Source organism: Candidatus Accumulibacter phosphatis (genome assembly GCF_000024165.1).
Classification (GTDB): Bacteria; Pseudomonadota; Gammaproteobacteria; order Burkholderiales; family Rhodocyclaceae; genus Accumulibacter; species Accumulibacter phosphatis.
On sequence record NC_013194.1, the window covers coordinates 1088950 to 1105266 of the forward strand.

The 16317-nt window shown below is 63.9% G+C and carries 13 protein-coding genes; 3 read left to right on the forward strand and 10 right to left on the reverse strand.

Annotated elements, in window-relative coordinates; genetic code table 11:
- Nucleotides 1–71 precede the first annotated feature (71 nt).
- The 8 genes from CAP2UW1_RS04765 to CAP2UW1_RS04800 form a co-directional block, all read right to left on the reverse strand.
- Nucleotides 72–695: a ParA family protein gene (locus CAP2UW1_RS04765; protein ID WP_015765523.1), complete on the reverse strand. Its 624-nt coding sequence runs from the start codon at nucleotides 693–695 to the stop codon at nucleotides 72–74.
- Nucleotides 692–2041, reverse strand: a complete 1350-nt coding sequence (locus CAP2UW1_RS04770) for a TAXI family TRAP transporter solute-binding subunit (RefSeq protein WP_015765524.1) — start codon at nucleotides 2039–2041, stop codon at nucleotides 692–694. Before CAP2UW1_RS04770 ends, CAP2UW1_RS04765 begins: the two co-directional genes overlap by 4 nt.
- Nucleotides 2041–3015 (reverse strand): quinone oxidoreductase family protein, encoded by a 975-nt coding sequence (locus tag CAP2UW1_RS04775; RefSeq protein WP_015765525.1) that lies wholly within the window; start codon nucleotides 3013–3015, stop codon nucleotides 2041–2043. Before CAP2UW1_RS04775 ends, CAP2UW1_RS04770 begins: the two co-directional genes overlap by 1 nt.
- Before the next feature lie 204 nt (nucleotides 3016–3219).
- Nucleotides 3220–5394: a UvrD-helicase domain-containing protein gene (locus CAP2UW1_RS04780; protein ID WP_015765526.1), complete on the reverse strand. Its 2175-nt coding sequence runs from the start codon at nucleotides 5392–5394 to the stop codon at nucleotides 3220–3222.
- Nucleotides 5395–5412: 18 nt separating this feature from the next.
- Nucleotides 5413–6417, reverse strand: coding sequence for a cytochrome-c peroxidase (locus tag CAP2UW1_RS04785; RefSeq protein WP_015765527.1), 1005 nt, complete (start codon nucleotides 6415–6417; stop codon nucleotides 5413–5415).
- 165 nt (nucleotides 6418–6582) lie between these two features.
- The gene (locus CAP2UW1_RS25970) at nucleotides 6583–8538 is read right to left on the reverse strand and encodes an acyltransferase family protein (RefSeq protein WP_015765528.1); all 1956 of its coding nucleotides are present in this window, start codon (nucleotides 8536–8538) and stop codon (nucleotides 6583–6585) included.
- A gap of 124 nt (nucleotides 8539–8662) precedes the next feature.
- On the reverse strand, nucleotides 8663–9388 hold the full coding sequence (locus CAP2UW1_RS04795; RefSeq protein WP_015765529.1) for an FkbM family methyltransferase: 726 nt from the start codon (nucleotides 9386–9388) through the stop codon (nucleotides 8663–8665).
- 139 nt (nucleotides 9389–9527) lie between these two features.
- Entirely contained in the window at nucleotides 9528–10439 is a 912-nt protein-coding gene (locus CAP2UW1_RS04800) for a LysR substrate-binding domain-containing protein (protein ID WP_015765530.1), read from the reverse strand.
- A gap of 116 nt (nucleotides 10440–10555) precedes the next feature.
- Here CAP2UW1_RS04800 and CAP2UW1_RS04805 point away from each other — a divergent pair, with 116 nt between their 5' ends.
- The 3 genes from CAP2UW1_RS04805 (at nucleotide 10556) to tkt (ending at nucleotide 14674) form a co-directional block, all read left to right on the forward strand.
- Nucleotides 10556–11638 (forward strand): class 1 fructose-bisphosphatase, encoded by a 1083-nt coding sequence (locus tag CAP2UW1_RS04805; RefSeq protein ID WP_015765531.1) that lies wholly within the window; start codon nucleotides 10556–10558, stop codon nucleotides 11636–11638.
- A gap of 61 nt (nucleotides 11639–11699) precedes the next feature.
- Nucleotides 11700–12575 carry a phosphoribulokinase gene (locus tag CAP2UW1_RS04810; protein ID WP_015765532.1) on the forward strand — a complete coding sequence of 292 codons (876 nt, stop codon included), beginning with the start codon at nucleotides 11700–11702 and terminating at the stop codon, nucleotides 12573–12575.
- Between the two features lie 59 nt (nucleotides 12576–12634).
- A complete protein-coding gene (tkt, locus tag CAP2UW1_RS04815; protein ID WP_015765533.1) occupies nucleotides 12635–14674 on the forward strand; it encodes a transketolase in 2040 nt (679 codons plus the stop codon).
- 86 nt (nucleotides 14675–14760) lie between these two features.
- Here tkt and CAP2UW1_RS04820 read toward each other — a convergent pair whose 3' ends face one another.
- Both CAP2UW1_RS04820 and CAP2UW1_RS04825 read right to left on the reverse strand, forming a co-directional pair.
- Complete coding sequence (locus CAP2UW1_RS04820) at nucleotides 14761–15315, reverse strand: cache domain-containing protein (protein WP_015765534.1); 555 nt, start codon at nucleotides 15313–15315, stop codon at nucleotides 14761–14763.
- Between the two features lie 92 nt (nucleotides 15316–15407).
- Nucleotides 15408–15971: an acetate uptake transporter gene (locus CAP2UW1_RS04825; RefSeq protein WP_015765535.1), complete on the reverse strand. Its 564-nt coding sequence runs from the start codon at nucleotides 15969–15971 to the stop codon at nucleotides 15408–15410.
- Nucleotides 15972–16317: the final 346 nt, after the last annotated feature.

The window sequence follows — 16317 nt, forward strand, 5'->3', positions numbered from 1 at the left end:
GGCGCACGCGCCGATCACTGCGCACGCGGCACTCGCACGCGGCCGGTTGGGCCGCGCGTCGCTGATCGGGGCTAGCTGTCAACCCAGTCGATGATCGGTCGCCACTGTTCGAGATCTTTCGCCGCGCGCGACGCCGAGAGGTCGAACATCGTCATCCCGTGCATCGCCGTCTGCACGTAGAGCTGTGTATTGCGCAGGTAGGTGAGCACCGGCAGGTCGAACTTCTCGAGAAATCGCTCCAGTTCGGCGGCCGAGCGGGTGCGTGGATCGACACGCATCCCGACGACGGCAACGAAGGCATGTTCGTTGCGCACCGCTTTCTCGGCCAGCAGGACCTCGAGAAAATGGCGTGTCGCCAGCATGTCGAAGAGCGACGGCTGAACCGGGACGAGGACCCGATTGACCTGTTTGACGACCGTGTCGAGCGCTTTTCCGTGCAGGGCTGCCGGCGTGTCGAGAACGACGTGCGTCGTACCTTTCGGTGGTTTGGCGGTCTTTCCCGGCTCGATTTCCCAGCTACGAATCTTCGGCAGGATCGATGGCCGCAGGTGCAGCCAGTCGCGCGAGGATTGCTGCCGATCGACGTCGCCGAGCATCACCCGATGGCCGCTGCGCGCGAGATGGCCGGCCAGATTGACGGCCAGCGTGGACTTCCCTGAACCCCCCTTTGGATTCGCGATCAGAAACGATTTCATTGTTGTTGTCCCCGGTCATGGGTCGTGCCGAGCCGAAGCAGCTCGGCGCGCACCAGGTTGATGTGCTCACGCAAAGTGTAAAGCAGATCGCTGAAGGCCAGCGGAATCTTCAGTGTGCTGGCGTCCTGCTCGATGCGGTCAAGGCGGTTGGCGTATTCCTCGGCGAGCGCGGGATCGTAACGCCCGCGCAACTCGTTCTCGAGGAACTTGAGATCACCGTAGCAGCGAAAGATCTTCGAGCGTACTCGCCAACTGTAGATCGTCGGAGCGAACTTCAACAGCGGCAGCGACAGCATGACCAGCGGCAGGACCATGACGAACAGGCGCTCGACGAGCACCGCCAGCCAGAAAGGCAGGTAGCGCTGCAGAAACGGCGCTCCCGACTTGTAGTAGCGCGCCGCTTCGCTTGATAGCGGAAAGCTCTGGTCCTTGTAGGCCGGGAACTCGCCGGCGCGCTGGAAGAAACCACCCTTGCCGTTGACCTCGGTCATCGCCTGCAGCAGCAGACTGACCAGTGCCGGATGCAGGTCGTCGCGAACGATTACATTGGCCGTCGTCGCCAGCAGGACGGCGTCGCGCGGCGGCACGTGTCGCACCAGGCTGACGACCCCGCGCGGCAGCACCACCTTGGAGAGGAAGGGGAATAGCCGCAGATAGGCGTCGGCCTGGCTGAAGCTGACGACGTGCAGTCCCGGCGAGCGCAGCATGACCTGGACGACCGGCGCTTCCTGGGCGGCGACGATGAAAGCCGCATCGATCTCGCCCTTCTGCAGTGCTTCGGCCGCCGTCAGCCCGGCCAGAGGCAGGAGGTTCGGGCTATCGGCCCGAATCTCGTTGGCTTCGAGCAACTGCAGGGCGAGCCCACGGATGCCGCTGCCATCCTCGCCGACGGCGATGCGCTGTCCGTCGAGCTGATGCAGCTTGTCGACCCGCTGTTCGCCGCGATAGAACACCCACACCGGTTCGTAGGCGACGCTGCCCAGCGAGCGCAGATGGCCGGAATCGTCGTCGTCCTCGTCGTCCGGGGTTGCCGGCGCGCGAATGCCGCCCTGTACGAAGGCAATGTCCGCCTCCCCTTTGTCGAGGCGATCGAGGTTCTGATGTGAACCCGCCGAGGTCCTGATCTCGAGCGTGATTCCCTTGGCGGCCAGCAGTGCCGCGTAGCGTCTGGCGTATGCATAGTAGGCACCGGTCTCGCTGCCCGTAGTGATCGTCATCTGCCTGGGTGGCGCCGGCTCGACGAATTGGTAGGCGACGAGCAGGCCGATCGCCGTGATCAGGACGATCGGCCAGGCCGTCGCCAGCATGTAGCGGACGGCGACGAGCCTGGCGCGCAGGCGATCCATCAGGGCAGGAGGACGGTCGACCCGGTATGCTTGCGCGCTTCCAGGTCACGGTGCGCGCTGGCGACATCGGCCAGAGGGTAGGTCTGGTTCACCTCGATTCTCACCTTGCCGGCGCCGACGACGTCGAACAGTTCGCTACCCAGCGCGACCAGATCGGCGCGCTTCGCCGTGTAGTGCATCAGGGTCGGCCGGGTCAGGAACAGCGAGCCCTTCTGGGAGAGCAGCAGCGGGTCGAACGGCGGCACCGGGCCCGAGGCGTTGCCGAAGCTGACGAGCATGCCGCAGGTCTGCAGGCTGTCGAGCGAGCCGGCAAACGTGTCCTTGCCGACGCCGTCGTAGACCACGCGGACGCCGGCGCCGCCGGTGATCTCGCGCACGCGCCGGGCAAAGTCCTCGCGCGTGTAGTGGATGACGTGGTCGCAGCCGTGCGCGGTCGCCAGCGCGGCCTTGGCGTCGTTCGACACCGTGCCGATGACCGTCGCGCCGAGCGCTTTTGCCCACTGGCAGGCGATGAGGCCGACGCCGCCGGCGGCGGCGTGGATCAGCACCGCGTCACCCGCCTCTACGCGACAGGTCCGGCGCAGCAGGTAGGCGCTGGTCAGCCCTTGCAGCATCATCGCCGCTGCCGTCCGGAAATCGATCGCAGCCGGCAGTTTCAACAGGCGATCGGCAGGCAGGCAGCGCACCTGGCTGTAGGCGCCGACCGGCCCGCCGGCGTAGGCGACGCGATCGCCGGGGCGCAGGTCGGTGACCGCGCTGCCGACCGCCTCGACCACACCTGCCGCTTCGAGGCCAAGGCCGCTCGGCAGCGGCAGCGGATACAGGCCGGTTCGATGGTAGATGTCGATATAGTTGAGCCCGACGGCCGCGTGGCGTACGCGCGCTTCGGTCGGCGCCGGATCGCCGACCTCGACCTCCTCCCAGGACATCACTTCCGGTCCGCCGACCTGGCGCATACGAATGGCAAATGGCATGTCGATCTCCTCCGTTGGCGTAGCCCGACAGTCTAGTATTCCGCCCGCTTCTTGAGCAAGCGGAAAAAAGCCTGTCGACTCTGCCACTTGACCCTTGCACACAGGGGTCGTCCACAGGCTTATCCACACAAACGGTGGGTTTGCAGGACATCCGTCACGCCGTCCTGCCGGCGTCCCCGGGGGACGCGGCCGAGTCGGCCGGCTTCAGGCTGGTGTCAGTCTGGCGTACTCGAGGGCCAGCCACTTCATGCCGGCGGCGCCGAAGTTGACCTGCACGCGGGCTTCCGGGCCGGCACCTTCGGTCGACACGATCACTCCGACGCCAAAACGCGCGTGCCGCACGTTCTGGCCGATTCGCAGGCCATGGCCGGCTGTCGGCGGTTGCCGCGCGGCGCTTGCGGCGCCTCGCCCCGGTTGGCCAGCGCTGGCGGTGCGGTTGATCCTGCGCAGCAGCTCCGCCGGCAGTTCGTCGACAAAGCTCGAAGGCAGGCAGTAGCGCGTCTGCCCGTGCAGCATGCGCGTCTGCGCATGCGTCAGGTAGAGCCGCTGGCGCGCGCGCGTGACGGCGACGTACATCAATCGCCGCTCCTCTTCCAGGCCGGCGCGCTCCTGCGCCGCGTTCTCGTGCGGAAAGAGCCCCTGCTCGAGGCCGGTGATGAAGACCACGTCGAACTCCAGTCCCTTGGCGGCATGCACGGTCATCAACTGCACCGCGGTTTCGCCTTCGCCGGCCTGATGCTCGCCGGCTTCCAGCGAGGCGTGTGCCAGGAAGGACGCGAGCGGCCCGCCATTGGCGGCGGGCTCGCCGTCCTGGTCGCTGTCCTCGTAGAGGAAGGTGGTCGCGGCGTTGATCAATTCGTCGAGGTTCTCGAGTCGGTCCTGTCCTTCCTTTTCGGCCAGGTAGTGCTGCCGCAGTCCTGTCTTGTCGATCAGGTGATCGACCACCTCGGGCAAGGAGCGAGCCCGGGTGTCCGCCCGCAGGTCCTCGATCAACGCGACGAAGCGGGCAACCGCCGTGCCGGCCTTGCCGGCCAGACTCGCGGCAGCGTTGTAGAGGCTGGCGTTGTTCCGCTGCGCAGCTTCCTGCAAGGCTTCGAGGCTGCGCGTACCGATGCCGCGGGTCGGAAAATTGACCACCCGGGCAAAGGCCGTGTCGTCGTCCGGGTTGGCGATCAGGCGCAGGTAGGCGAGGGCATGCTTGATTTCCTGCCGGTCAAAGAAGCGCAGCCCGCCGTGCACGCGATACGGCACGCCAGCCGTGAATAGCTGATGTTCGAGGACGCGCGACTGCGCGTTCGAGCGATAGAGCAGTGCGATCTGGTCGCGCCCGATCCCTTCGCGCAGCAGTTCCGAGATCTCGTCGACGATGAAACGCGCTTCATCGAAGTCGGAAATGCCCTCGAAAACCCGGATCGGCTCGCCGGCACCGGCTTCGGTCCACAGGTTCTTGCCGAGGCGGCCGACGTTCTGCTTGATCAGCGCGTTCGCCGCGTCGAGGATGTTGCCGTGCGAGCGATAATTCTGCTCCAGGCGAATTACGCTCGGCAACTCGAACTCGCGCTGCAGGTCGCGCATGTTGCCGATCTCCGCACCGCGGAAGGCGTAGATCGACTGGTCGTCGTCGCCGACGGCAAAGACACAGGCGCCGGGCGTTTCCGGGCGCACGCTGCCGCGCCCGGCGAGGAGCTTCAGCCAGGCATACTGCAGCCGGTTGGTGTCCTGGAACTCGTCTACCAGGATGTGCCGGAAACGCTCCTGATAGTGCCGGCAAAGCGGCTCGTTCCTCTGCAACAGTTCGTACGAGCGCAGCAGCAGCTCGGCGAAATCGACGACGCCTTCGCGCTGGCACTGCCCTTCGTACTCGGTGTACAACTCGACGCGGCGGCTGGTGTAATGATCGTAGGCCTCGGCCTGTGCTGCGCGGATGCCCTGTTCCTTGTGCGCGTTGATGAAATGCATCAGCTCGCGCGGCGGAAACTTCTCGTCGTCGACGTTGAGATTCTTCAGCAAGCGCTTGATCGCCGACAGCTGATCGGCCGCATCGAGGATCTGGAAAGTCTCCGGCAACCCGGCCTCGCGGTGGTGCGCGCGCAGCAGGCGATTGCACAGGCCGTGGAAGGTGCCGATCCACATGCCGCGCGTGTTGATCGGCAGCATCGCCGCGAGACGCGATTGCATCTCTTTCGCCGCCTTGTTGGTGAAGGTAACCGCCAGGATTCCCTGCGGGCCGACCTGTCCGGTCGAGATCAGCCAGGCGATGCGCGTCGTCAACACACGCGTCTTGCCGCTGCCGGCGCCGGCCAGAATCAGCGCGTGCTGTGCCGGCAGCGTCACGGCGGCGAGTTGCGGCGGATTGAGGTTGGCGAGCAGATCGGACATGGATCGGGATTTCCTGGCTTACGGCAGCTTCGGCGGCGCGAAGCTTTCCTCGCTGGTCAGTGTGTTGAGGAAAGCGACGAGCTGGCCGATCTCCTTCTCGGAGAGTTTGCGGTCGATCAGGATCTGGCTCTTGTGCGGATCCGCCTTGCCTCCAGCGGCCATGTAGCGGACTGCTTCTTCGAGGCTGGCGACGCTGCCGTCGTGGAAGTAGGGACCGGAAATGCCGACCGAACGCAGGGTCGGTGTCTTGAACGCCGATGTGTCGGCCGGGTCCTTGCTTACCGCAAAGCGGCCGAGGTCGGGCTGTGCCTTGCCTGCCTCGAGACCGACGTTGTAGAACATGCCGTCGCTGTAGAGGGGCGGCCTGTGGCAGGCGGCGCAGCCGGCCTTGCCGGTGAACAGTTCGGCACCGGCCGCCGCATCGGCCGAGACGGCCGTCTTGTCGCCGGCGGCATAGCGATCCCATGGCGCTTCGCCGCTGTTCAGTGTGCGCAGGAAGGCGGCGAGCGCCTTGGCAATGTTCTCCTCGCTGGGTGCGGCGCCGAAGACCTTCTGGAACCCCGCCTGATAGCCGGGAACGGCAGCGATGACGGCGGTGGCCTTGGCCGGGTCGGCACCGATCTGAGCCTTCCAGGCGGCCGTGATCTGGCCTTCAAGAGTCTTGGCGCGGCCGTCCCAGTACCACGCGGTGTAATAGCCGGTGTTATAGACGGTGGGCGTATGGCGGGTGTTCATGCCACCCCCGACCTTGCGCGACAGCGGCAGTGCGTCGGTCCACCCAAGGTGCCGGAAGTGGCAGCCCTGGCAGGCCATGCTGCCATCGCCCGAGAGACGTTTGTCGAAGAAGAGCTGCTTGCCGAGCGCGGCTTTCTCCGGCGTCGTCGGGTTGTCCGGTGGATCCGGCGGTGCGGGTAGCGCTGACGAGCGGGCATAGCCGACACCGTCCGGTGGCATGCTGCTGCAGGCGAGCAGCCCGGTGGCCAGTCCGGCAAGGACAAGCCAGCGACGCAAAGTCCATTTCATCTCGTTCTCTCCTTCGTTGACGGGTCGCGCGTACGGCAATCGTGGCCGGTGCACGGCGGGCAAAGGCCTGTTTCGACGGCAAACGGGCCGGGCTCAGCCATTGTCTCGCTATCCGGAGGATACGCCAACCCCTGGGCGATGCGGACGAGACGAATGCCGCGCCGGTCACTCGGCCAGGGTAACATCCATGAAATCGACATGCGCGCGGACGTAGGACGCCCGGTAGTGATTATCGTCCTTGTAGATGGGCTTGCCGGCATCGGTAACGACGCGGCAATGGCCTCCCGGACAGAGGTGGGCAGCGGGATCGATCACCACCGCCCCGGCGGTCGCGGCCACCTGGGCAAGGCGTGCACGCAACGCGGCCTGGTCCTCGGCGAGCGCGACCTGCTCCTGAAACGGCTTCACCGTCAAGGCCGACAGCCGGCTGCCGGCAAAGAAGTTTCTCGGCTCGAACTGCTGTCCGCTGGGGTTGTCGAGGACGAAATACACTTTCTTGTGCCGGGCAAGTGTTCTCAGGAAGGCGTCAATTCCGGCGATCTCCGACTCGACATCGATACTGCCGGCGTAGTGCGTGCGCGATTCCAGGAAGTAGAGGTTCCAGGCCCCCGCGACAACGACGGCATCGACTTCCGGATCGACAGCAAGTCGCGCCAGGTCTTGCCTGAACGTCGCGCATCTCTCGACATGGTAGCTATTCACTTGCGCGCTGCCGGGGATCGGCGAACATCCCGGGCTGGTCAGGAAGACAACCGATGGATAGCTGGTCGATCCTCGCTCCAGCAGGCTGACAATCCTCGCTGCGTACTGTTCGAGATGGGAGTCGCCGACATACAGCACGGTCTTCTCGCCGGCTTTCTTCGACCTGACCGGCGTCCCCTGGAAGGTCGTCTTCTCCAGACTGGATGGGTACTCCCAGTCATGAATCGCTTCGAGCATGAGCCCGATGCTGCGGCTGTCGTTTCTGGGGCGAAGCAGTTCGGCCTGCGTGGCGATCCCGAAGGCGAAGAGGGCCGCCATCAGGCCCGCCAGGACGAGCGTGATTCGCTCCCGGCCCGCCCGCACCCGCCTTTCGATGTAGAAATAGGTCAGGTAGGCGAGCAGGAAGGAGAGGGCGACCAGAGCGGCGCGGGTACTGCTGGGCGGCATTCTGCCTCTGGCAATCCACGCGAAGGAAAGCAGCAGCCAGTGCCAGAGATAGAGTGGGTAACTGATCAGGCCGACCCAGACCATACCCCGGCTGCTCAGAAAGGTCCGATTCAGCCAGGCCTGCGGGCCTGCGGAGATGATCAGGAAAGTTCCGAGGGTGGGCAGCAGGGCCCACCAACCCGGGAAGGCGGACTTCCGACTGAGCAGGGCAACCGCTACCAGGATCAGCGACAAGCCGGCAGCCGACTGCCAGTTGCCGGCCCTGGCCAGGGGGCCACGCCGGTGCAGCGCAAGGTAGGCGAGAATCCCGCCTGTCATCAACTCCCAGAAACGCGACCACGGCGAGTAAAAAGCCGCCACCGGGTCGGCGCCTGTCGTCAGGATGTTCGCCGCAAAGGAGGCGATGGCGATGACGATGGTGATCTTCAGAAAGTGCGCCCGGCGTCGCCAGACCAGTGCCAGGAGAAGCGGCCAGACGATGTAGAACTGCTCCTCGATACCCAGTGACCAGAGATGCAGAAAGGGCTTGGTGTAGGCGTCGCTGTCGAAGTAGCCTGCTTCGCCCCAGAGGACGAAGTTCGAAACGAATCCGGCCCCGGCGGCTATGTGCGTTCCCAACTGCTGCAGTTCGTCCACGAAGAGCAGGTACCAGCCGGCGGCCCAGCCTGCCGTCAGGACGATGAGCAGGGCCGGAAAGATGCGTCTGATTCTCCGGGCGTAGAACTCCCGGAAGCTGAAAGTGCCATTTTCGAGGCTGCCGAAGATGATCGTGCTGATCAGATAGCCCGAGACCACGAAGAAGATGTCGACGCCCACAAAGCCGCCCGGGAGGGCTTTCGGGAAGGCGTGAAACAGCACCACGAGGAGCACGCCCAAGGCACGCAGTCCGTCGATGTCGGGACGGTAGCGCGGATGGACCAGAGGCGACGGTTCTGGTTGCTCGAGGGACCAACCCGGTTGGGCACTGTGCATTACCGAAACCCTGGCCGGGCCCTGTCTGGAAGTGGATGGTGACGCCGGTGGTCGTCGGTGCCCATCTCTGTCGCCGGCGGCAGATTTCCGGCGCCGCGATGCGCGACGAATCGCGATCGCCTGCTCAAGGCTGCGCCAGGGCGTTGTTGATCAGGACGCAATCCATCTCGATGACCGACAGGTCGTCGTTCCTGCTGACCGGGTAGAGGCCGCTCGGGACGAAGCCCTTTCCCTCATAGAGCCGCAAGGCATCGAGGTAGTGTGGTGCCTGCGCATAGATCGGCATCAGGGAGATCTCGGAGAGCAGGCAGACGATGCAGCCAAGGGATTGCTGGGCGCCCTGGAACACTTGCAGGTCGTAGCCCTGGGTATCCATTTTCAGGAGAATCCTCGCTGCCTTGGCGAGCTTCTCACGTGCAATGAAGTTGTCGAGCGTGTCCATCGCGATGGTTTCCTGATGGCTTACCGCGATGCTCGGGAAGGCCGTCTTGCCAAAATCGTTCGGGTCGAGCAGCGAACAAAGATCGGAGGAAGCGGTGACGTTGATTATGGCGTCGCCGACCCTCTCGCCGAGAGCAGTGTTGAAAACCTCCCAGTTCGCGTCGTGTTGCGCGATCCGGCGCAACTGCTCGTAGGTGCTGTTGACCGGCTCGAAGGAATAGATCGTACCCCTGAAGCCCTCGCTGCGCAGGAGGAGGGCAAACTGCCCGTCGTTGGCTCCGACGTCGATGACCACGTCGATGGCATGGCGGTGGATGACGTTGCGGAGGTGGGCGCGGAGAGACGGATTCTTCTTTCGCCGGATGAGTTCGTATCCCAATGACCGGGCGAGCGAGTAAAGCAACTTCATGACGAAAGATCCCTGATCGCGATGCGCGATATGATACTGGATCGAGGGCGGCCGACGTGCCGGGTGGGCCAAACAAACGACGAACAGGCGTTACGCTGGCGGATCGGGGTGCCGACCTCGCGAGCCTGTCGGGCCGACGTCAGGCCAGTCTCCGCAGATAAGCGGGAGCGAATTCGAGAACGAAATCCCAGAAAGCACCGAGTGCCGGTGTCAGGTGTTTGTTCTTGTGACGGACGATGTGCCAGCGCCGGATCACGGGGGTACCTTCGACCTTGAGGATCACCAGGCGCGCGGCGCTGAGTTCAAGTCCGAGCGTGTGCTGCGAGATGAAGCTGATTCCCAGGCCGGCGACGACCGCCTGCTTGATCGCTTCATTGCTGCCCATCTCCATGCCGATCCGCGGTTTGATCGAACGTTCCTGAAAGAACTCCTCCATGGCCGAGCGCGTTCCCGAACCGGTCTCGCGCACGATCAGCGTTTCGCCGGCGAGATCCTCGACCGCAACGTTCGCCTGTCCGGCCAGGGGATGCGCGGCGCTGGCAACGATCACGAGGGGGTGCGGCGCGAAGGCGACGGCCGTGGCGTCGAGCTCGGCAGGCGGACGCCCCATGATAGCCAGGTCGACTTCGTTGCCGACAAGCAGGCGAGTCACCGTGTCGCGGTTGTCGATCAGGAGGCGAATGCGAACGTCGGCCTGGACCTTGCGAAACTCGGCCAGCAGGCCGGGCGCAAAATACTCGGCGGTACTGGCGACCGCGACGGCGATGCGCCCACCGCGCAGCCCCTTGAGCGCCAGAAGGGCCTCATCCGCTTCCTTGAGCGACTGCAGGATCTGACGCGTATGGTCTAGCAGGATTTCGCCCGCTTCGGTAAGAAACACCCGTTTGCCGATCCGTTCGAACAGCAGGGCACCGGAGACATCCTCCAGTTGTTTGATCTGCAGGGAGATGGCGGCGTGTGTCAGATGCAGCTTCTCCGCCGCACGCGCAAACGAGAGGTGGCTGGCGGCTACCGAGAAGATTTGCAGTTGACGGATCGTTGCGTTTCTCATATGCAAGGTTTTCTTAAATTAAACAGACAGTATGTTTAACTAGCGCTTTTGTATTGGACCGCTAGAATCTGAGCAGTCCCCGGATCAACAAGAATTTCAACTCCTGGAGTCTCACCATGCTATGCGGCCGTACCAATGTTAACAAGTTCCTGATCGAGGAGCAGCGCCGGAATCCGGCGCTGGCCGGCGATTTCTCGATGCTCATCAGCGATGTCGTTCGCTCGTGCAAGGCAATTGCCCAAGGCGTCTCGCGTGGCTCGCTGGCCGGCGTGCTCGGCGATCACGGCAGCGAGAACGTCCAGGGCGAGGCGCAGAAGAAGCTCGACGTGCTGGCCAACCAGGCCTTCATACACCATTGCGAGTGGGGTGGCCACCTGGCGGCGATGGCGTCCGAGGAAATGGACGACATCTATCCGATCCCCGCCGAGAACCCGCGCGGCAAGTATCTGCTGGTTTTCGACCCTCTCGACGGTTCGTCCAACATCGACGTCAACCTCTCGGTGGGCAGCATCTTTTCCGTACTGCGCTGCCCGGAAAAAGGCAGCGCCGGCACGCCGACCGCGGCGGACTTTCTGCAGCCCGGCAGCCGGCAGGTTGCCGCCGGCTACGCCTTGTACGGTCCGTCGGCGATGCTGGTGCTGACAGTGGGCAACGGTACGCATGGTTTCACGCTCGATCGCAATATCGGCGAGTTCCTCCTGACGCATCCGAATCTGGTCATTGCAGCGGATACCCACGAGTTCGCGATCAACGCCTCGAACGAGCGTTTCTGGGAAAAACCGGTTCAGCGCTACGTCGCCGAGTGCCTGGCCGGCAAGACCGGCGTGCGCGGGAAGGATTTCAACATGCGCTGGGTCGCCTCGATGGTTGCCGAAGTTCATCGCATCCTCATGCGCGGGGGCGTCTTCCTGTACCCGCGCGACAGCAAGGACACGTCGAAGCCCGGGCGGCTGCGCCTGATGTACGAAGCCAATCCGATGGCCATGATCGTCGGCCAGGCGGGCGGCCTGGCGTCAACCGGCAACGAGCGCATTCTCGACGTGCAACCGACCAGCCTGCACCAGCGGGTGCCGGTGATTCTCGGTTCGCGCGACGAAGTCGAGCGCATCGAACGTTACCACCGGGAACATGAAACCGGTGAAGATCAGCCGTTCCGTTCGCCTCTTTTCTCGACGCGCACGCTGTTCCGTGACGATTAGTCGGTCCGGAGCAAGCGACTGAATACACTCCCTATCCCTTTGAGCCACGGAGGCACACAGCATGTCGATCAAGAACCCCGTCATCGCGATCACCGGTTCCTCGGGCGCCGGTACGACGTCGGTCACGCGCGCCTTTCAACACATCTTCCGGCGCGAGAGTCTGAACGCCGCGATCATCGAAGGTGACAGCTTTCATCGCTACGACCGCCTGGAAATGCGCGCGAAGATGGCCGAGAAGAGCCTCGCCGGCGACCATCATTTCAGCCATTTCGGACCCGAAGCCAACCTGCTGGCCGAACTCGAAGGCCTGTTCCGCGAATACGGCGAGACCGGCCGGGGCAGGAGCCGTCACTACGTGCACGACGATGCCGAAGCGGAGAAGTATGGCGCGCCGCCGGGGACATTCACCGAATGGGCCGATCTGCCCAGCGACACCGACCTGCTGTTCTACGAGGGACTGCATGGTGGCGTGAGAAGCGAAGCGGTCGACATCGGCCGCTATGTCGACCTCTGTGTCGGCGTCGTGCCGATCATCAACCTGGAATGGATCCAGAAGCTCCATCGCGACAAGGCGCAACGGGGCTACTCCACTGAAGCGGTGATGGACACCATCCTGCGGCGAATGCCCGACTACATCAATTACATCTGCCCGCAGTTCTCCCAGACGCACGTCAATTTCCAGCGCGTGCCGACGGTCGACACCTCGAACCCCTTCATCGCCCAGGATATTCCGGGGCAGGACGAAAGCATGCTGGTGATTCGCTTCGCCAACCCCAAGGGCATCGACTTCCCCTACCTGCTGAGCATGCTGCATGACTCGTTCATGTCGCGGCCGAACATCATCGTCTGTCCGGGCGGCAAGATGGGCCTGGCCATGCAGATCATCTTCACGCCGATGATCATGCAGCTGATCGACAAGAAGCGCCGCGCGCGCTGACGGGCTGGCAGGTTCACTTCTCGAAGCCTGTTCCCGTGCCCTGATTGAAGGAGATTATTGTGCCGACGCAATCCCGCAAGTTCCGCCGTCGCTGCGCCAACGCGTTGCGCTTTCTCGCCATCGATGCCGTCCAGGCCGCCAATTCCGGCCACCCGGGGATGCCGATGGGCATGGCCGACATCGCCGAGGTCCTCTGGCGTCACCACCTGAAGCACAATCCGGCCAATCCCGACTGGGTCGACCGTGACCGCTTCGTGCTGTCGAACGGGCATGGGTCGATGCTGATCTACGCTCTGCTGCATCTCTCCGGCTACGATCTGCCGATCGAGGAACTCAAGCGCTTTCGGCAACTGCATTCGCGGACTCCCGGCCACCCGGAGTTCGGTATGACCCCGGGTGTCGAAACGACGACCGGGCCTCTTGGGCAGGGCCTCGCTAATGCTGTGGGCATGGCTCTGGCCGAACGTCTGCTCGCCGAGACCTTCAACCGCGCCGAGCACGCGATCGTCGACCACTACACCTATGCCTTCATCGGCGATGGCTGCCTCATGGAAGGGGTTTCGCACGAGGTGTGTTCGCTGGCTGGCCGTTTGTCACTGTCCAAGCTGATCGTCTTTTATGACGACAATGACATCTCGATCGACGGCCACGTCAAGCCCTGGTTCGCCGATGACACGCCGAAGCGTTTCGAGGCCTACGGCTGGCGCGTCGTCCCACACTGCGACGGGCATGACCCCGATTCGATAGAGGCGGCGATTCGCATCGCCAAGACGCAAACCGGGCGGCCGACGCTGATCTGCTGCAAGACGATGATCGGGTTTGGTTCGCCGAACAAAGGGGGCACGCACGACGTGCATGGTGCACCCCTGGGCGCCAGCGAAATCGCCAATACTCGCCGCCAGCTCGAATGGCCATTTGCCGCGTTCGAAATCCCGGACGACGTTCGCCGCGGCTGGGATGCCAGCGCCCGTGGCGAAGCCGCCGAAGAAGTCTGGACGGCGAATTTCGCCGCGTATCGTGCAGCCTACCCCGAAGCGGCAGCCGAATTCGAACGCCGGACGCGCGGTGAGCTGCCGGGCGACTGGCACGCCCGGGTGGCCGCCTTGCTCGACAAGCTGGCGACGCAGACCGGTGCCGTGGCGACACGCAAGGCATCGCAGAACGTGATCGAGGCCGTCGCCCCGCTCCTGCCCGAGTTGCTGGGTGGTTCGGCCGACCTGACCGGGTCGAATCTCACCAACTGGAGCGGCACGCGACCCGCCAACCGGGAGCCGGGCGGCAACTACGTCAGCTATGGCGTGCGCGAGTTCGGCATGACGGCGCTTGCCAACGGGATTGCCCTGCACGGTGGCTTCATTCCCTACACCGCGACCTTCCTGGTCTTTTCCGACTATGCGCGCAACGCCATACGCATGGCGTCGCTGATGCGGCTGCGGCAATTGATGGTTTACACGCACGACTCGATCGGCCTTGGCGAGGACGGTCCGACGCACCAGCCGATCGAACAGGCCGCGTCCTTGCGGCTGATCCCGGGTCTCGACGTGTGGCGCCCGGCCGACGCAATGGAGACGGCGGTGGCCTGGACTGCGGCGCTGGAACGGCAGGATGGCCCCTCCTGCTTCCTCCTTTCCCGGCAGAATCTCCCGGCACTGTCCCGGACCGCCGAGCAGCTTGCCGGGATCAGGCTTGGCGGCTACGTCCTCCGGCACGCCGATGCGGAGATTCCTCAGGTCGTGCTGATTGCCACGGGCTCGGAAGTCGCCGTCGCCGTCGATGCGCAGGCCGCGCTACGCGCGGAGGGTATCGCCGCTTGCGTGGTCTCCATGCCGTGTCAACGACGATTCGACCTGCAGGCCCAAGCGTATCGGCAGGAAGTGCTGCCGCCATCGCTGCCGATAGTCGCCGTCGAAGCCGGACATCCCGACCTGTGGTGGAAGTATCTCGGTGGCCATGGTGCTGTGGTCGGTATCGACCGCTTTGGCGAATCCGCGCCGGCTGCCGAACTCTACGAGTTCTTCGGGATCACTGTGGCAAGGGTCGTCGCCGAGGCACGGCGTCTGGTCGGCGCAACGCCGCCGGGCGCGGCCACGTCGTGCTAGAAGGATAGTGAGATAGTGAGGATAGTGCCGGCAGGCTCGACAAGCAAGGCGGCCCGGTCAGCTTGGCCGCCCGCTTGTCGCGGTCGTCAAAGGGCCGGATACTTGGCCGGGTCGGACATCTTCTCGAGTACCTTGCCGAGTTCCGGCGCAGTCAGCTTTTCATCGTAGATGCCGGCGCTCACCTGGATGCCGGTGGTGAAGGATATGTCCGCCGCCAGGGCATAGGAGAGCTTCCGCGAAAGCTTGCCGGCCCCCGGCTTCTGCCACATGTATTCCACCCAGCCGCCACGCGGTTCGCTACCGACCTTGCAGAGTTCCTTGAAGATGAACTTGCCCGCATTGTCGGTGATCTGCATGATCGGCTGGCCGACCAGATCGGGCCGCAAGGGGTGTGCCATCATTCTGTTGCGGCGGCAGTCGTAGACGAAGACATAGCTGTCCTTCCACACCCATTTGCCATCCTTGTTGTTGAACTCCGCGTAGCCGGCCGAGCCCTTGTCGTGCAGGAATTTGGCGGCCGCCCGCACGTTGTTGACGGCCTCTTCGGCAGTTGCGATGTCCGCATCGGCGGCACTCGCGCAGGGTACAAAGCCGCAAGCGGCCAAAGCCGCGATCAGGCCGATCGCTTTCCCATTTTTCATAGCATCTTGCTCCTTCAGAACTTGTTCACGATGTCGGCTGGTCCGGTCGCTGCCAGGAAGTCCTGGCGAGCCGGCCACCGACCTGACTGACCCTAGCCGATCCACGGCCTGCCCACCGGCAGGATGTCGCGGCCAAAGACGTCGGCATAAATAATGTGCGCCATGATGTACCAGGCCATCGCGGCCGTGACCATCAGCTCGTAGCCGGCGACAACGGTGAGTTCGGGATAGCCGAAGTGCGCAAGATCGAGCAGGATGAACCCGATCAACAACAACGTGAACGTCAGTGCCAGAGCGCCGTGAATGCGCAGCGAGCCGATCCACAGGATGAACGTGAAGAGCGTCCACGCCACGAGGAACCAGCCGACGTCGGTCTTGCTCGAGGTGTACAGGTTGTAGTGGTTGCCGATCAGGAGCAGCGCCAGCGCGATCCAGAAACAGCCGTAGGCGGTAAAGGCGCAATAGCCGAAGTTGTTGCCCGTTTTCATCTCCTGCAAGCCCGCGATCATCTGCGCCAGCCCGCCAAAGATGAGTCCCAGCCAGATGACCGGGCCGAGGCCCATCCAGCCGACGTTATGAAACTGCAACACCATCGTCGTCAAACCAAAACCGGCCAGACCGACAACCGCCGGATTTCCCAGCTTCTGCTCCGCCATCACTACCCCCGTGGACAAGAATGAGCGGCTGGGACAGGAGACCCAGCCGCGAGAAAAAGGGGCTCCTCGCCCCGTTCGGGGTCGGAAACCACCTGATCCGAACCCCAGGAAGCGCATTATACCATGCTGATAGCATCGGAGACAAGCCGGAACTGCCGTGAAGTTACAGTGAAACCGCCATTCATGCGGTCAATAAACACGCACCGTCAATGCGTTGAGAATTCCATTTGTTGCAGTGACGTGCCGATGCGGTGAGCCTGTAGTCCTGGTTCCAAGGTGGCGGATTCGTCCGCGATGCGGGCTTGCCTCTGACGACCAGCGCCAAGCGACGACGCCCGCTGCAGTG

Coding starts and splice junctions, on each gene's coding strand:
- CAP2UW1_RS04810 (WP_015765532.1), top strand. CDS start 11,700: ATGTCGATCAAGAACCCCGTCATCGCGATCACCGGTTCCTCGGGCGCC.
- CAP2UW1_RS04805 (WP_015765531.1), top strand. CDS start 10,556: ATGCTATGCGGCCGTACCAATGTTAACAAGTTCCTGATCGAGGAGCAG.
- CAP2UW1_RS04800 (WP_015765530.1), bottom strand. CDS start 10,439: ATGAGAAACGCAACGATCCGTCAACTGCAAATCTTCTCGGTAGCCGCC.
- CAP2UW1_RS04780 (WP_015765526.1), bottom strand. CDS start 5,394: ATGTCCGATCTGCTCGCCAACCTCAATCCGCCGCAACTCGCCGCCGTG.
- CAP2UW1_RS04820 (WP_015765534.1), bottom strand. CDS start 15,315: ATGAAAAATGGGAAAGCGATCGGCCTGATCGCGGCTTTGGCCGCTTGC.
- CAP2UW1_RS04775 (WP_015765525.1), bottom strand. CDS start 3,015: ATGCCATTTGCCATTCGTATGCGCCAGGTCGGCGGACCGGAAGTGATG.
- CAP2UW1_RS04765 (WP_015765523.1), bottom strand. CDS start 695: ATGAAATCGTTTCTGATCGCGAATCCAAAGGGGGGTTCAGGGAAGTCC.
- CAP2UW1_RS04770 (WP_015765524.1), bottom strand. CDS start 2,041: ATGGATCGCCTGCGCGCCAGGCTCGTCGCCGTCCGCTACATGCTGGCG.
- CAP2UW1_RS25970 (WP_015765528.1), bottom strand. CDS start 8,538: ATGCACAGTGCCCAACCGGGTTGGTCCCTCGAGCAACCAGAACCGTCG.
- CAP2UW1_RS04825 (WP_015765535.1), bottom strand. CDS start 15,971: ATGGCGGAGCAGAAGCTGGGAAATCCGGCGGTTGTCGGTCTGGCCGGT.
- CAP2UW1_RS04785 (WP_015765527.1), bottom strand. CDS start 6,417: ATGAAATGGACTTTGCGTCGCTGGCTTGTCCTTGCCGGACTGGCCACC.
- CAP2UW1_RS04795 (WP_015765529.1), bottom strand. CDS start 9,388: ATGAAGTTGCTTTACTCGCTCGCCCGGTCATTGGGATACGAACTCATC.